19 protein-coding genes are annotated in these 15,653 nt (G+C 58.1%); all 19 read left to right on the top strand.

Annotated elements, in window-relative coordinates; translation table 11 throughout:
- The 19 genes from I9187_RS14445 to nuoG all read left to right on the top strand — a co-directional run bounded on the left by I9187_RS14445 (window position 1) and on the right by nuoG (window position 15,600).
- Window positions 1-1,608, top strand: coding sequence for a carboxyl transferase domain-containing protein (locus tag I9187_RS14445; protein WP_209509432.1), 1,608 nt, complete (start codon window positions 1-3; stop codon window positions 1,606-1,608).
- Window position 1,609: 1 nt separating this feature from the next.
- Complete coding sequence (locus I9187_RS14450; RefSeq protein ID WP_171175182.1) at window positions 1,610-2,035, top strand: ASCH domain-containing protein; 426 nt, start codon at window positions 1,610-1,612, stop codon at window positions 2,033-2,035.
- Window positions 2,036-2,038: 3 nt separating this feature from the next.
- Window positions 2,039-3,970, top strand: a complete 1,932-nt coding sequence (locus I9187_RS14455; RefSeq protein WP_171727820.1) for an acetyl/propionyl/methylcrotonyl-CoA carboxylase subunit alpha — start codon at window positions 2,039-2,041, stop codon at window positions 3,968-3,970.
- 78 nt (window positions 3,971-4,048) lie between these two features.
- A complete protein-coding gene (locus tag I9187_RS14460) occupies window positions 4,049-4,900 on the top strand; it encodes a hydroxymethylglutaryl-CoA lyase (RefSeq protein ID WP_171727819.1) in 852 nt (283 codons plus the stop codon).
- A gap of 1 nt (window position 4,901) precedes the next feature.
- Window positions 4,902-5,684 (top strand): crotonase/enoyl-CoA hydratase family protein, encoded by a 783-nt coding sequence (locus I9187_RS14465; RefSeq protein WP_171175175.1) that lies wholly within the window; start codon window positions 4,902-4,904, stop codon window positions 5,682-5,684.
- A gap of 192 nt (window positions 5,685-5,876) precedes the next feature.
- A complete protein-coding gene (locus I9187_RS14470) occupies window positions 5,877-6,242 on the top strand; it encodes an NADH-quinone oxidoreductase subunit A (RefSeq protein WP_050602775.1) in 366 nt (121 codons plus the stop codon).
- On the top strand, window positions 6,233-6,766 hold the full coding sequence (locus I9187_RS14475; protein WP_171175173.1) for an NADH-quinone oxidoreductase subunit B: 534 nt from the start codon (window positions 6,233-6,235) through the stop codon (window positions 6,764-6,766). Before I9187_RS14470 ends, I9187_RS14475 begins: the two co-directional genes overlap by 10 nt.
- Window positions 6,767-6,777: 11 nt before the next feature.
- Window positions 6,778-7,380, top strand: a complete 603-nt coding sequence (locus tag I9187_RS14480) for an NADH-quinone oxidoreductase subunit C (protein WP_171175171.1) — start codon at window positions 6,778-6,780, stop codon at window positions 7,378-7,380.
- A 2-nt stretch (window positions 7,381-7,382) separates the two neighbouring features.
- Window positions 7,383-7,559, top strand: a complete 177-nt coding sequence (locus tag I9187_RS14485; RefSeq protein ID WP_170422563.1) for a hypothetical protein — start codon at window positions 7,383-7,385, stop codon at window positions 7,557-7,559.
- A gap of 1 nt (window position 7,560) precedes the next feature.
- Window positions 7,561-7,686: a hypothetical protein gene (locus tag I9187_RS22130; protein WP_256368700.1), complete on the top strand. Its 126-nt coding sequence runs from the start codon at window positions 7,561-7,563 to the stop codon at window positions 7,684-7,686.
- Window positions 7,686-8,909, top strand: coding sequence for an NADH-quinone oxidoreductase subunit D (locus I9187_RS14490; protein ID WP_170621366.1), 1,224 nt, complete (start codon window positions 7,686-7,688; stop codon window positions 8,907-8,909). Before I9187_RS22130 ends, I9187_RS14490 begins: the two co-directional genes overlap by 1 nt.
- Window positions 8,909-9,538, top strand: coding sequence for a hypothetical protein (locus tag I9187_RS14495; protein WP_171175167.1), 630 nt, complete (start codon window positions 8,909-8,911; stop codon window positions 9,536-9,538). Before I9187_RS14490 ends, I9187_RS14495 begins: the two co-directional genes overlap by 1 nt.
- A gap of 39 nt (window positions 9,539-9,577) precedes the next feature.
- Window positions 9,578-10,696 (top strand): NADH-quinone oxidoreductase subunit NuoE, encoded by a 1,119-nt coding sequence (gene nuoE / locus I9187_RS14500; RefSeq protein ID WP_171175165.1) that lies wholly within the window; start codon window positions 9,578-9,580, stop codon window positions 10,694-10,696.
- Between the two features lie 30 nt (window positions 10,697-10,726).
- Window positions 10,727-10,948 (top strand): DUF5337 domain-containing protein, encoded by a 222-nt coding sequence (locus I9187_RS14505; protein ID WP_171092174.1) that lies wholly within the window; start codon window positions 10,727-10,729, stop codon window positions 10,946-10,948.
- A 12-nt stretch (window positions 10,949-10,960) separates the two neighbouring features.
- Window positions 10,961-12,259, top strand: coding sequence for an NADH-quinone oxidoreductase subunit NuoF (gene nuoF, locus I9187_RS14510; RefSeq protein ID WP_170400329.1), 1,299 nt, complete (start codon window positions 10,961-10,963; stop codon window positions 12,257-12,259).
- Window positions 12,260-12,264: 5 nt separating this feature from the next.
- A complete protein-coding gene (locus tag I9187_RS14515) occupies window positions 12,265-12,681 on the top strand; it encodes an MAPEG family protein (RefSeq protein WP_171092171.1) in 417 nt (138 codons plus the stop codon).
- Window positions 12,682-12,718: 37 nt separating this feature from the next.
- Entirely contained in the window at window positions 12,719-13,069 is a 351-nt protein-coding gene (locus tag I9187_RS14520) for a hypothetical protein (protein ID WP_171175163.1), read from the top strand.
- A gap of 101 nt (window positions 13,070-13,170) precedes the next feature.
- Complete coding sequence (locus tag I9187_RS14525) at window positions 13,171-13,575, top strand: DUF5333 domain-containing protein (RefSeq protein ID WP_245223228.1); 405 nt, start codon at window positions 13,171-13,173, stop codon at window positions 13,573-13,575.
- Between the two features lie 3 nt (window positions 13,576-13,578).
- Window positions 13,579-15,600, top strand: coding sequence for an NADH-quinone oxidoreductase subunit NuoG (gene nuoG, locus I9187_RS14530; RefSeq protein ID WP_171175161.1), 2,022 nt, complete (start codon window positions 13,579-13,581; stop codon window positions 15,598-15,600).
- The last annotated feature ends 53 nt before the right edge of the window (window positions 15,601-15,653 follow it).

A 15,653-nucleotide genomic window follows, 5' to 3' on the forward strand; every position in this document is an offset into this window, starting at 1 on the left:
ATGAAACTCACATCAAAAGCCATGCCCGCCTCCGAGGGCTTCAAAGCAAACCGCGCCGCTCATCTCGACGCGCTGGCCCAAATCTCAGCTGCTGCCGAAACGGCCCGGATGGGCGGGGGCGAGAAATCCCGCGCGCGGCATGAATCACGGGGCAAAATGCTGCCGCGGCGCAGGGTCGCGAACCTGTTGGACGCGGGCTCTCCGTTTCTGGAAATCGGCGCGACGGCGGCGCATGGGATGTATGGCGATGCCGCACCTTGTGCCGGGGTGATTGCCGGGATCGGTCGTGTGCAGGGCCGGGAGGTTATGGTGGTCTGCAACGACGCTACCGTAAAGGGCGGCACATATTACCCGCTGTCAGTCAAGAAACATCTGCGCGCTCAGGAGATTGCCGAGGAAAACCATCTGCCCTGCATCTATCTGGTCGATAGCGGCGGTGCGAACCTGCCCAATCAGGATGAGGTTTTTCCCGACCGCGACCATTTTGGCCGCATTTTCTATAATCAGGCGCGGATGAGCGCGAAGGGGATCGCTCAGATCGCGGTGGTGATGGGGTCGTGTACGGCGGGCGGGGCTTATGTGCCCGCGATGTCTGATGTGACGATCATCGTGAAAGAGCAGGGCACCATTTTTTTGGCCGGGCCACCTCTGGTTAAGGCCGCGACGGGCGAGGTCGTCAGTGCCGAGGAATTGGGTGGGGGAGACGTCCACACCCGCTTGTCCGGCGTGGCGGATTATCTGGCCGAGGATGACGCCCACGCGCTTGCCTTGGCCCGGCGCGCGGTTGGGTCGTTGGGCGGTGCCGAACTTAAGCGTGGCCTACAGTTTGAAACGTCGGAGGAACCTGCGTACGACCCTGAGGAAATTCTTGGCGTCGTCCCTGCTGATCTGCGCACGCCCTATGATATCCGCGAGGTGATTGCACGTTTGGTTGATGGCTCGCGGTTTGATGAGTTCAAGCCCCGGTTCGGTGAGACACTGGTGACTGGATTTGCTCATGTCAAAGGCTGTCCGGTCGGGATCATTGCCAACAACGGCGTTTTGTTTTCCGAAGCTGCACAGAAGGGTGCGCATTTTGTGGAACTGTGTTCGCAGCGCAAGACGCCGCTTGTGTTCCTGCAGAACATCACCGGCTTCATGGTGGGACGGAAATATGAAAACGAAGGTATCGCCCGGCACGGGGCCAAGATGGTGACGGCGGTGGCGACGACCTCGGTGCCGAAGGTTACGATGCTGGTGGGCGGCTCGTTCGGGGCCGGGAACTATGGCATGGCCGGTCGGGCCTATCAGCCAAGGTTCTTGTGGACCTGGCCAAACTCGCGCATTTCCGTGATGGGCGGTGAGCAGGCGGCGGGCGTTCTGGCCACCGTGAAACGCGACGGCATCGAACGGCAGGGCGGCACTTGGTCGGCTGAGGAAGAGGCCGAGTTCAAACGCCCAACGCTGGAGATGTTCGAAGAGCAGTCCCACCCGCTCTATGCCTCGGCGAGGCTATGGGATGACGGCATCATCGATCCGCGCAAGTCGCGCGACGTTCTGGCCCTGTCGCTGAGCGCGGCGCTGAATGCACCCATTGAGGAGACACGTTTCGGCGTGTTCAGGATGTAAGATGAGCGTTTGTGTGAATGATGTCGTGGCGCGCTATCCAGGTTCGCAAACCTTCAAGTTTGGCGACAATGCTGAATTGAGCGCTGAGCTGTTGTCTCTGGTGCGAACGGGTCGGAAAACGGCGACTTGCGGAGCTTTGCGTGACTATCCCGAAGACAGCCCGGCGAAGCCTGTCGTGGGGCGGCGTGATATCGCACTGGAATGGGATGATCGCCCGGCATTGGTGATCGAAACGGTCGACGTGGCGATCTGTCGGTATTGCGACGTGACCGAAGATTTTGCGTTGGCCGAAGGCGAAAATGAAACCCTTGAAGGGTGGCGTGAGCACCACCGCCAGTATTTTGAGCGCAATGGCGGGTTTGATCCCAAGATGGAATTGCTCTGTGAACGGTTCCGCCTCATCGAAGATCTAGCGGCTGAGGAGTAAACTATGTTCAACAAAATCCTGATTGCCAACCGGGGTGAGATCGCCTGCCGCGTTATGGAAACTGCTCAGAAGATGGGCGTGTCCTGCGTTGCGGTGTATTCGGACGCGGACGCCTCGGCCAAGCATGTGCAGATGGCGGATCAAGCTGTTCATATCGGTGGTGCGGCCCCTGCCGAGAGTTATCTGAAGGGCGATGTAATCATTCAGGCCGCGTTGGATGCGGGCGCGCAGGCGATCCATCCCGGCTATGGGTTTCTGTCCGAAAACCCTGATTTCGTGGATGCGGTTGAGGCTGCGGGGTTGGTTTTCATTGGCCCGTCAGCGGATGCGATCCGCAAGATGGGCCTGAAAGATGCCGCTAAGGTTCTGATGGAGCAGGCCGGTGTTCCGGTGGTCCCAGGCTATCACGGTGACAATCAGGATGCCGAGCATCTGGCGGGCGCAGCGGATACCATAGGCTATCCGGTTCTTATCAAGGCCGTGGCAGGCGGTGGCGGCAAGGGCATGCGGCTTGTCGAACGGCCCGAGGATTTTGCCGCAGCGCTGGACAGTGCCCGCGGTGAGGCCAAGACCGCTTTCGGCAATGATGCGGTGCTGGTCGAGAAGTTCGTCGCCAAGCCGCGCCATATTGAGGTGCAGGTTTTTGGCGATGGCACCCATGCGGTGCATTTGTTCGAACGCGATTGCTCGTTGCAGCGGCGACATCAGAAGGTGATCGAAGAGGCTCCGGCCCCCGGCATGACGCCTGAGATGCGCGCGGCTATGGGGCAGGCGGGCGTTCGTGCCGCCGAGGCGATTGGCTACAAAGGCGCGGGCACGGTTGAGTTCATTGTGGACGCCTCGGACGGGCTGCGCCCAGACAGGTTCTGGTTCATGGAGATGAACACACGCTTGCAGGTGGAACACCCTGTGACCGAAGCGATTACGGGTGTTGATCTTGTCGAATGGCAATTGCGCGTCGCGGCGGGTGAAAGCTTGCCGAAGCAGCAGGAAGACCTGTCGATCCAGGGCCATGCGTTTGAGGCACGGCTTTATGCGGAAGATGTTCCGAAAGGGTTCCTGCCTGCGACGGGTACGCTGACGCATCTGGATTTCCCTGCCAATTGCCGCGCCGACAGTGGCGTGCGGGCAGGGGATACGATCAGCCCATGGTATGACCCGATGATTGCCAAAGTGGTTGTGCACGGGCCGACCCGCTCTGTCGCACTTGAGACGTTGCACCGGGTTTTACAAACAACCAAAGTGGCGGGCACCGTAACAAACCTGGCTTTCCTGGGGGCGTTGACCCGTCATACGGGGTTTGCCTCGGGCGATGTGGATACGGGTTTGATCGGGCAGGACCTTGAGACATTGGTTCAGGAGCCAGAACCTTCGGTCGAGGCAGTTGTTGCTGCTGCGATGACAGCTTTGGAGCTGGTGAATGTCGCGCCTGAAACCGGGTTCTCTCTTTGGGCTCCGTTGCATCGCGCCGTGCAACTCTCCGCTGAGGGCGAAACCCTGGATCTGGATGTGCAAGTCGACGGACCGGATCGTCAGATTTGGCAAATGGGAGAGGATCGCGTCTTGGCCGAGCGGACCTCGGATCGCTGGACACTGAACGGTGCGCCGATGCCAGACGTTTCTGTAAGTGGGTCGACCCTGACCGTGTTTACGGATTATGGCCGCAGCTTTGATCTGATCGACCCACTTGATCGGGATGCCAGTGCTACGGGCGATACCAATGTGATCGAGGCGCCGATGCCAGGTCTGGTCAAAGCGGTCTTTGCGACAGCGGGTCAGGCCGTGCAAGAGGGTGATCGCTTGGCCATTCTTGAGGCGATGAAGATGGAGCATTCCCTGCTGGCGGCGCGTGATGGCGTTGTGGCCGAGGTGCTGGTCGAAGATGGTGCTCAGGTCGAAGCCGGAGCAGCCTTGGTGCGGTTGGAGGAAGAGTGATCTGTACCCGCGTCGCTACACGTGGCACGGTCAGATCATCCGTTTTGAAAACAAAAAGCAGCCAGAAGGGGCACAGACATGGGTGATCAGGTCGAGATTTATGAAGTTGGGCCGCGCGATGGGCTGCAGAACGAAAAGCGTGAGATACCTGTTGCCGACAAAGTGGCACTGATCGACTGCCTCAGCCGTGCCGGGTTCCGTCGGATTGAAGTCGCAAGTTTTGTGTCACCAAAATGGGTGCCGCAGATGGCCGGGACAGCACAAGTTCTGGCCGGGATCAACCGCGCGGATGGTGTCCGCTACGCGGCGCTAACGCCCAATATGCGTGGGTATGAGGATGCGCTGGCGGCCAAGGCAGACGAGATTGCCGTGTTTGCCTCGGCGTCCGAGGGGTTTTCCAAGGCCAATGTCAACGCGTCAATCGCGGAATCGATTGAGCGGTTCGTTCCGATTCTGGAAGCAGCGCGCCATATCGACCTGCCGGTACGCGGTTATGTCTCATGTGTGACCGATTGCCCGTATGACGGCCCAACCCCGCCCGAGAAAGTGGCCGAGGTTGCAGACCGGTTGTTTGCGCTGGGCTGCTACGAGGTCTCGTTAGGTGATACGATCGGGCAGGGAACGCCAGACAAGGTCGCACATATGCTTTTGGCGGTGCGCGAAAGGGTTCCCGTGACGCGGCTGGCGGGGCATTTCCACGACACCAATGGACGCGCAATTGACAATATCGATGCGGCGCTGGCGCTGGGCGTGCGTGTGTTCGACGCAGCCGTCGGTGGGTTGGGCGGTTGCCCCTATGCGCCGGGGGCCGAAGGCAATGTAGCCACCGAAGCCGTCGCCGAGCATTTGCAACGACTAGGATATGAAACGGGGCTGGACCTCGATGTGATTGAAGAAGCCGCGCGGATGGCAAAGGCACTAAGGGGCTGAAATGTTTGAAACACTCGCGATCTCGACCGATTCACGAGGGATAGCCACTCTGACCCTGAGTCGGGCAGAAAAGCACAACGCTTTGTCGGGTCAGATGATCACCGAGCTGACCCAAGCCGCAGAGCAATTGGGGCAGGACGATACTGTCCGGGTCGTTGTTCTGGCCGCAGCCGGAAAGAGCTTTTGCGCAGGTGGCGATCTGGGTTGGATGCAGGATCAGATGGCGGCGGATAAAGCGACCCGTTTCACCGAGGCCCGCAAGCTGGCTGAGATGCTGCAAGCTTTGAACACACTACCCAAGCCTTTGATCGGCGCACTGCAGGGTAACGCCTTTGGCGGCGGTGTTGGGATGGCTGCTGTCTGCGACATCGCAATAGGGGTGGACAGCCTCAAGATGGGTCTGACTGAAACCCGGCTGGGCCTGATCCCTGCCACCATCGGGCCTTACGTCATCGCCCGTATGGGCGAAGCGCGTGCGCGCAGAGTGTTTATGTCGGCCCGATTGTTCGATGCTGCAGAGGCTGTTGAGCTGGGCTTGCTGGCAAAGACGGTGTCCGTAGACCAGCTTGCGGATGCAATAGAGGATGAAATTCGACCCTATCTGTCATGCGCGCCCGGCGCGGTTGCCTCGGCCAAAGAGCTGATCAGAACTCTGGGCCCGCACATTGATGACGCTGTGATAGACCAGACCATTGGGGAACTGGTTGAACGCTGGGAAACGGAAGAGGCGCGTGAAGGAATTGCGGCGTTCTTCGAAAAACGAAAACCTGCATGGAATAAGTAGGTTTAACAAAGAACCGCTTGGCCTTGGCAAGAAACCCCGCTGCGATTCTATGCCGCGCTGTCAAGCGCATGTTTGATGTCGTGGGGCACTGTGTTCGGTTGACCACCTGACCCCGCAGGGATAGAGAATGTCCAGTCAACACGCCAATTGACGGCGCACCCTTTTGGGATATGCGCAGGAAAGGAGCTATTCGTGGAAGACCTGCTGCGGGAGTACCTCCCGATTCTGGTGTTTCTGGCCGTTGCCGTTGGCCTTGGGATCGTCCTGATTCTGGCTGCTGTGGTTCTGGCCGTCCGCAATCCAGACCCCGAAAAGGTCAGCGCATATGAATGTGGTTTCAATGCCTTCGACGATGCGCGGATGAAATTCGATGTCCGGTTCTATCTGGTGTCGATTCTTTTCATCATCTTCGATCTTGAAATCGCCTTCCTGTTCCCTTGGGCCGTCGGCTTCAAGGACATCAGCGATGTCGGATTTTGGTCGATGATGGTGTTCCTTGGTGTTCTGACCATCGGCTTTGCCTATGAGTGGAAGAAGGGGGCCTTGGAATGGGAGTGATGACGGGTGCAAACATTGCTGGCGTCGACAAAGAAGTCGCCACCCAGGCCCTGAACGCTGAGCTGCAGGATAAGGGCTTCTTGCTGACCTCGACCGAGGACATCATCAACTGGGCGCGCACCGGGTCGCTGCATTGGATGACCTTTGGTCTGGCCTGCTGCGCGGTTGAAATGATGCATACCTCGATGCCCCGTTATGATGCGGAACGGTTTGGTATCGCGCCGCGTGCGTCCCCACGCCAGTCAGACGTGATGATCGTGGCAGGCACGCTGACCAACAAGATGGCCCCGGCGCTTCGTAAAGTTTACGACCAGATGCCCGAGCCGCGTTATGTGATCTCGATGGGATCCTGCGCCAATGGCGGTGGCTATTATCACTACTCTTACTCGGTCGTACGTGGCTGTGACCGGGTTGTGCCTGTGGACATTTACGTGCCGGGTTGCCCTCCGACCGCTGAGGCGTTGCTGTATGGTCTGATGCAACTGCAACGCAAAATCCGCCGTACCGGCACCATCGTCCGCTGAGGAGAGAGTTGATGAGCGAAGCACTCAAAGAACTCGGCGCACAGCTGGAGCTGAAGCGGGCCGATTGCGTCTTGTCCTGGGATGTCACCCATGGAGAGCTGAATGTCGATGTGGCGCCGTCAAACCTGGTTGAATTTATCGAATTTCTGAAAAGCGACCGGTCTTGCCAGTTTTCAACCCTGGTGGACATCACCGGTGTCGATTATCCCGAACGCGCCAAGCGGTTCGATGTGGTCTATCACTTCCTGTCGATGTACCAGAATCAACGCATCCGCCTGCGGGTTTCGATCCGCGAGGAGGACATGGTGCCCTCGATCGTCGATGTTCACCCCTCGGCCAATTGGTTCGAGCGTGAGGTGTTCGACATGTTTGGCATCCTGTTCTCGGGTCACCCGGATCTGCGGCGTATCCTGACAGACTATGGTTTCCGCGGCTATCCGCTGCGAAAGGACTTTCCGACCACCGGATATACCGAGGTTCGCTATGACGAGGCGCAAAAACGCGTGGTCTACGAACCCGTCAGTCTGGTGCAGGAATACCGACAATTCGATTTCATGTCCCCATGGGAAGGTGCCAACTACATTCTGCCAGGGGATGAGAAACAGGAGACCTAATCATGTTCGAGTTCCTGATCTGGATTGTTTTGGTGGTTGCAACGGTTGTACCGATGATCAAGCTGCTGCCGCATTTCGGGATCAACAAGAACTGGGCGTTTGCGTGCATCATCTCTCCGGTCGTGATTGTCCTCCTTTGGATGATGGCCATGAAATTGCAAGAGATGGAGCGGCGTTGACATGATAGGTGAACTGATCGTTTTGGGCGCTTTGGGCGTCTTGCTTGCAGGGGCCGCTGCCAAAGCGGCCGAAGCCGAAAAGGTCCGGGTGCGGGCTGAGGCGAAAAAGAAGAAACGAGGGCGTTGATGGACGGCTCAAGATACGATGATGGCAGCACGGACGCGCTGAGCGGAGAACAGAAGATCCGCAACTTCAACATCAACTTCGGCCCGCAACACCCTGCGGCGCACGGGGTTCTGCGTCTGGTTCTCGAGCTCGACGGCGAGATCGTCGAGCGATGCGATCCGCATATCGGCCTGCTGCACCGTGGCACCGAAAAGCTGATGGAAAGTCGGACATATCTGCAGAACCTGCCGTATTTCGACCGTCTGGATTATGTGGCGCCGATGAACCAGGAACATGCCTGGTGTTTGGCCATCGAAAAGCTGACCGGTGTCGAAGTACCGCGTCGGGGTTCGCTGATCCGGGTTTTGTATTCCGAAATCGGGCGCATCCTGAATCACCTGCTGAATGTGACCACGCAGGCAATGGATGTAGGTGCTCTGACCCCGCCGCTCTGGGGCTTTGAAGAGCGCGAAAAGCTGATGGTGTTCTATGAGCGCGCCTGTGGAGCCCGCCTGCACGCCGCCTATTTCCGCCCTGGCGGTGTCCATCAGGACCTGCCGCCGGAACTGCTGGACGATATCGAGGCGTGGAGCCACGAGTTCCCCGCCGTTCTGGACGACATTGACGGATTGCTGACCGAAAACCGCATCTTCAAACAGCGCAACGCTGATATTGGCGTTGTGACCGAGGATGACATCCAGAAATACGGCTTCTCGGGCGTGATGGTCCGTGGGTCCGGTCTGGCTTGGGACTTGCGCCGTGCGCAGCCCTACGAATGCTATGACGAATTCGAATTCCAGATCCCAGTCGGTAAAAATGGCGACTGCTATGACCGTTATCTCTGCCGCATGGAAGAGATGCGCCAGTCGCTGCTGATCATTCGACAGGCCATAGCCAAGATCCGTGAATGCCCGGGTGACGTTCTGGCCCGTGGCAAGATCACCCCGCCGAAACGGTCAGACATGAAGACCTCGATGGAGAGCCTGATCCATCACTTCAAACTGTATACCGAAGGCTTCCATGTCCCCGCAGGCGAGGTCTATGCCGCGGTCGAGGCCCCCAAGGGCGAATTCGGCGTCTATCTGGTCGCCGACGGCACCAATAAGCCTTACAGGGCCAAGCTGCGCGCGCCGGGCTTCCTGCACCTGCAAGCCATGGACCACGTTGCCGGAGGTCACCAATTAGCTGACGTCGCCGCCATCATCGGCACCATGGATGTAGTGTTTGGGGAGATTGATCGCTAATGGATTGGCTTACAAATAATGCCGAAGAAATCAGGTTAATCTCAACTGTTCTCGGTATCGTAGCGGCACTTTTTGGGTTCTATAAGTTCTACCTGCAAAGGGTTGAACAATCCCAGAAATTAGATGCGGAACGGCGTCAGCAGACGGTAAGCAGTTGGCGCAAGGCAAAACTCCAAGAGATTATGACTCAATCGGATAATTTACTTTCGATAGGTCAACTCACCGAAAAGCTTAAAGCATCAGCATTTGATGTTGAATTCGATATTGAGAAAGATGACTTGAAAGAACAGACTGTGCGTTTGCTGGTCTTGGAACTGGTCCGAGATGGTATTCTGGTCCAATTCCTAAAGGATATCTATGGACTCAAATTGCTACCATACAATCCAGCCGCGCAGTTGACCGCAGATCAAGTCAAGGGAAACCAGGCTTTGCGCGCAGCGTTTGCGAAAATAGTTGACTTTCCAGGCAGATATGACAGTGCCCGATTGTTCGACGAAGTCGGCGTGGAGGCGGGGTTGTCCAAAGCGGACTTTTTGCTGGCGATAAGCGACTTTGAGAGAATGAATCTAGCTAGCAAAAATGCTGAGGGTTTTTGGTCACCCAATTCAAGCTCTTCGGTACCGAATTAGTGCATAGCGAAGTTACAGAGAGAACATGAGATAGCCGAGATGCTCCGTCGCCTCCATTCAGATCAACCCGAAAGCTTCGCTTTTACCGCTGCCAACCAGCAATGGGCCGAAGCTCAGATCACCAAATACCCCGAAGGCCGTCAGGCCAGCGCGGTCATCCCGCTGCTTTGGCGCGCGCAAGAGCAGGAGGGCTGGCTAAGCCGTCCGGCGATTGAATCTGTTGCCGACATGCTGGGCATGGCCTATATCCGCGTGCTCGAGGTCGCTTCGTTCTATTTCATGTTCCAACTGCAACCGGTTGGGTCTGTTGCACATATTCAGGTCTGCGGCACGACCTCCTGCATGATATGCGGGGCCGAGGATCTGATTGCGGTGTGCAAGGAAAAGATCGCAGCCAAGCCGCATGAGCTGTCTGCCGATGGCAAGTTGAGTTGGGAAGAGGTCGAATGCCTCGGCTCCTGCACCAACGCTCCGATGGCGCAGATTGGTAAGGATTACTACGAAGACCTGACGGCTGAGAGTTTTGGCAGGATCATCGACGATCTGGTCGCTGGCAAGGTGCCGACGCCTGGACCGCAGAATGGGCGCTATGCGGCTGAGCCGTTGAAGGGGCTGAGCAGCTTGTCGGAATATGAAGCTGGAAAGCCGGAACACAACGCAAGCGTTGAGCTGGCGACGGATCTGGGCGACACGGTCAAGCGCATCGACGGAACCGAAGTGCCGATCCTGACGCCGTGGTTGGGCAAGGATGGCAAGCAGGCTGGGGCCTCGGCTGCGGCGAAGCCTCCCAAAGCACCAGAACCCGCGAAACCGGCGGTGAAGCAAGCGGAAGAAGCAAAAGCCAAGGCCGAGCCGGAAGCTGTCAAAGAAGACGCGCCCAGAACGCTGAACGAGGCCCGAGGCGGATTGCCGGACGACCTCAAGCTGCTGAAAGGCGTTGGTCCCAAGCTGGAAGAAACGCTGAATGAGCTGGGTTTCTATCACTACGACCAGATCGCATCCTGGACACCCGAACATGTGGCCTGGGTTGATGCACGCCTGAAGTTCAAGGGCCGGATCGAACGCGACGGTTGGATCGAACAGGCGGCTAAGCTTGGGGCGGGTGAGGAAACCGAATTCGCCAAACGTGCCAAGGAAGACGGCACCTACGAAGACTAAGCGGATGCCCACCCGGGGCATCAGGGAAAGATGGACAAAGATAAGGAACAGGCCATAGCCCGCAAGGGTCGACACATCGGGGTGGTCATCGCCGTGACCATGCTGATCTGGCTTGCCATGAACCTGTTCATCGGCCCCGCGCTGGGTTTGACCACCCGGCACGCTCTGCTGTTTGATCTCGCTGCTTTGGCGGGTTTCATCTATGCGGGCATCAACATTTTTCAACTCTGGCGCATGCGTCAGGACAGCTGAAGGTAACACGCGATGCTGAAGGATCAGGACCGGATCTTTACCAACATCTACGGGATGCATGAGCGCACGCTGAAGGGCGCGCAGGCCCGCGGGCATTGGGACGGCACTGCTGGCCTGATCGAAAAGGGCCGCGACTGGATCATCCAGACGATGAAAGACTCGGGTTTGCGCGGTCGCGGCGGTGCGGGCTTTCCGACGGGCCTGAAATGGTCGTTCATGCCCAAGGAAAGCGACGGTCGTCCGGCTTATCTGGTGGTGAACGCGGATGAATCCGAGCCCGGCACCTGCAAAGACCGCGAAATCATGCGCCATGACCCGCATACGCTGATCGAAGGCTGTCTGATCGCGTCTTTCGCTATGAACGCGCATACCTGCTACATCTACCTGCGCGGCGAATACATCCGCGAGCGCGAGGCGCTACAGGCCGCGATTGATGAGGCTTATGACGCCGGTCTGCTGGGTAAAAACGCGGCGGGTTCAGGCTGGGATTTCGATCTGTTCCTGCATCACGGTGCGGGCGCCTATATCTGCGGTGAGGAAACCGCGCTGATCGAAAGCCTTGAGGGCAAAAAGGGCATGCCGCGGATGAAACCTCCGTTCCCGGCAGGGGCTGGCCTCTATGGCTGCCCGACCACGGTGAACAACGTGGAATCAATCGCCGTCGTGCCGACCATCCTGCGCCGGGGTGCGGACTGGTTCGCAGGCTTTGGCCGTCAGAACAACGCGGGCACAAAGCTGTTTGCGATCTCGGGCCATGTGAACAACCCTTGCGTCGTGGAAGAGGCGATGTCGATTTCCTTCGAGGACCTGATCGAAACCCATTGCGGCGGCATTCGCGGTGGGTGGGACAACCTGTTGGCGGTTATCCCGGGTGGCTCGTCTGTTCCGTGCGTGCGCGGTGAAAACATGCGCGACGCGATCATGGATTTTGACTACTTGCGCAATGATCTGGGCTCGGGCCTTGGTACGGCTGCGGTGATCGTGATGGACAAGTCGACGGACATCATCAAGGCGATCTGGCGGCTGTCGAAATTCTACAAGCACGAAAGCTGCGGCCAGTGTACGCCATGCCGGGAAGGCACCGGCTGGATGATGCGCGTTATGGATCGTCTGGTGCGCGGCGAGGCCGAATTGGAAGAGATCGACATGCTGTTTGATGTGACCAAACAGGTCGAAGGCCATACCATCTGTGCCTTGGGTGACGCGGCCGCCTGGCCGATCCAGGGCCTGATCCGCAACTTCCGGGAAGAGATCGAGGACCGCATCAAGGCCCAGAAATCGGGCCGCATGGGTGCGATGGCAGCGGAGTAAACCGAATGGAAGCCTTTGCTGAATATTCACACGCCATAGCATCCGTTGTGTTCTTCACATTGGTCGTTTTGTTTCTGGCCCCGTTTTCCGCGTTGGCCAAGCAGGGCAAGGGCTTGGCACCCGGTGCCACGCCCGAGCAGGATTATGGCGATCAAGCCTATCGTCTGAACCGGGCCTATCTGAACGGGACCGAAACGCTCCCGGCGTTTCTAACCGTTGTTGTGGCGGCAATTTTGCTGGGGGTCAGCCCATTCTGGGTCAACCTTCTGGCGTCGGTCGCATTGGTTGCACGGCTACTTATGCTGGTGGTGCATCTCAGAGGGATCGGCAAGCCGAACAGCGGTCTGCGCTCCGTGCTGTATGTGCTGGGCTGGGCCTGCATGTTTGTGATCGGGCTTATGGCATTGGTGGCGGCGTTTTGATGGCGACATGGCGGAACAAAAAACAATGAGGGAATGTATGAAGGCCCCTAAAACTCTTGTTGTTGTGCTGGCTTTGGCAAGTGTGTCTGCCTGTGGTCTGATCAGACCGTCAGAGGACCGTATTCTGTTCGATGGCAAGGCGTTTCGGACCAAAGCCAAAGCGGTCGACAAAAAGAACTCACCTGCTGAGTTTACTGTTGTCGTCAAAGGTGTATCGGCGTCATTGGACGGTGCGCGCGAAGCTGGACGGCACGAGGGCACAAAGTTCTGCGTCCAGAATTTCGGGTCGTCGCGGATCAATTGGAAAGTGGGGCCAGACACAGAACCGCAGCAGCTTACCATTGCCGACGACCAACTCACATTTGCAGGAACTTGCCAACGGCCATGATGACCGGTGTTTTTGCATATCGTGACGTGTCGCGCATGGCGTTATTGCCTAGCAGACGCACATTCCTTCGTCTTGGACAGTCCAAGACGAAAGGAAAACCCATGTCATTTGCAAAAACAGTCGCTCTGGCCGCTTTGATGGCTTTCCCTGCCGCAGCAGATGCAAAGCCGCCCTTGAGGGAAGTCAAAGAGATCGACAACGAACTCTACTACATCGCCATCGCAAACGAGATTTCGGAATTCTGCCCTTCGATCAGCGGGCGGCGACTGAAGGCGATCAGCGTGATGTGGGGGCTGCGGTCCAAGGCAAACGAATTGGGGTATTCGGATACGGAAATCCGGTCTTACGTGGAATCGGATGCGGAAAAAGACCGGATGCGCGCCAAGGGCGAGGCGTATCTGGCCTCAAACGGCGTGACGTATGAAAACCCCACCACATTCTGCACCCTGGGGCAGAAGGAAATCCAAAGAAACAGCGCAATTGGCGTTTATTTGAGGGCGAACTAGACCATGTCTGACCTCCGCAAGATCAATATCGACGGGCAGGAAATCGAAGTCGAAGGCGCGATGACCCTGATCCAGGCTTGTGAGCAAGCCGGGGTAGAAGTGCCGCGCTTCTGTTACCACGAACGTTTGTCGATCGCCGGGAACTGCCGGATGTGTCTGGTCGAGGTTGTTGGCGGCCCACCGAAGCCTGCGGCCTCGTGCGCGATGCAGGTTCGGGACCTGCGTCCCGGGCCAGAAGGGCAGCCGCCTGTGGTCAAGACCAACTCGCCTATGGTCAAAAAGGCCCGCGAAGGGGTGATGGAGTTCCTGCTGATCAACCACCCGCTGGATTGCCCGATTTGCGACCAGGGCGGTGAGTGCGACCTGCAGGATCAGGCGATGGCTTATGGTGTCTCGGGTTCACGCTTCAAAGAGGCGAAGCGCGCGGTCGATGATCTGGATCTTGGTCCGCTGGTTGGCACGGCGATGACCCGTTGCATCAGCTGCACCCGCTGCGTGCGTTTCACGACCGAGGTCGCTGGGATCGCTCAGATGGGTCAGACCGGGCGGGGTGAGGATGCCGAGATCACCTCGTACTTGAATCAGACTCTGGATTCGAACCTGCAGGGCAATATCATCGATCTGTGCCCGGTCGGGGCGCTGACGTCGAAACCTTACGCCTTTACTGCCCGCCCATGGGAGTTGACCAAGACAGAAAGCATCGACGTTATGGATGCCCTTGGATCGAACATCCGCGTAGATACTAAAGGGCGCGAAGTGATGCGCTTTTTGCCACGCAACCATGATGGCGTGAATGAAGAGTGGATCAGCGACAAGACCCGCTTCGTCTGGGATGGCTTGCGCCGCCAGCGATTGGATCGGCCGTATATCCGAGAGAACGGCAAGTTGCGCCCGGCTACATGGCCCGAGGCGCTGACCAAAGCTGCTGAGGCACTGAAAGGGGCTGAAAAGCTTGCGGGGATCGTAGGTGATCTGACCTCGGTCGAAGCAACCTTTGCCCTGAAGCAGATGATCGAAGGGCAGGGCGGTGTTGTCGAATGCCGCACCGATGGGGCCAAGTTGCCTGCGGGCAATCGGGGTGCCTATGCCGGAACTGCTGCAATCGAAGATATCGATACGGCGGAACGTATTCTGTTGATCGGTACCAACCCGCGTGATGAAGCCCCTGTTCTGAACGCGCGAATCCGCAAAGCCTGGACGCACGGGGCCGAGGTGGCTCTGGTCGGTCCGGCGGTCGATCTGACCTATGACTATCATCACATGGGCGATGATCGTGCGGCCTTGCAGAAGGTCGTCGACATGGGGGGCAATGAGGCCATCAAAGGTAAGCCTTCGCTGGTCATCGTAGGGCAAGGCGCGTTGCAAGAGGCAGATGGCGAGGCCGTTCTGGCGGCGGCGCAAATCATTGCAACCAATACAGAAAGCGGGTTGATCGTACTGCATACGGCGGCCTCACGCGTGGGCGCGATGGATGTAGATGCAACCAACGAAGGTGGCATGGATCCAATCAGCGCAGCGGACGTAATCTATAACCTCGGCGCGGATGAGGTCGAGATCGGTGAAGGTGCGTTTGTCATATATCAAGGCAGCCATGGGGACCGGGGTGCGCACCGCGCCGACGTGATCCTGCCGGGCGCGGCTTATACCGAGGAAAACGGTCTGTTCGTGAACACCGAAGGTCGCCCGCAACTGGCCATGCGCGCTGGTTTTGCACCGGGCGGCGCCAAAGAAAACTGGGCGATTCTGCGTGCGCTTTCGGCCGAGCTGGGTGCAACACTACCCTTCGACACGCTGGCGCAATTGCGGACCCTGCTGATCGAGGCCGTGCCACATCTGGCGCAGATCGATGAGGTCATCGAAAACGAAGTCCAGCCGCTCGACACAGCGCCGCTGGGTCAGGCCACGTTCCGCAACGCGGTCAAGGATTTCTACCTGACCAACCCGATTGCCCGTGCGTCTCAACTTATGGCCGAGCTTTCGGCACAGGCCCAGGCGCGTCAGGCCGAAAAGATCGCGGCGGAATGAACCAGAACCGTTTCATATCGCTTGCAAAAGCGGCTGCCGGGTGGCAGTTCGCC

It is taken from the genome of Ruegeria sp. HKCCE4148 (assembly GCF_017872495.1).
Classification (GTDB): domain Bacteria; phylum Pseudomonadota; class Alphaproteobacteria; order Rhodobacterales; family Rhodobacteraceae; genus Ruegeria.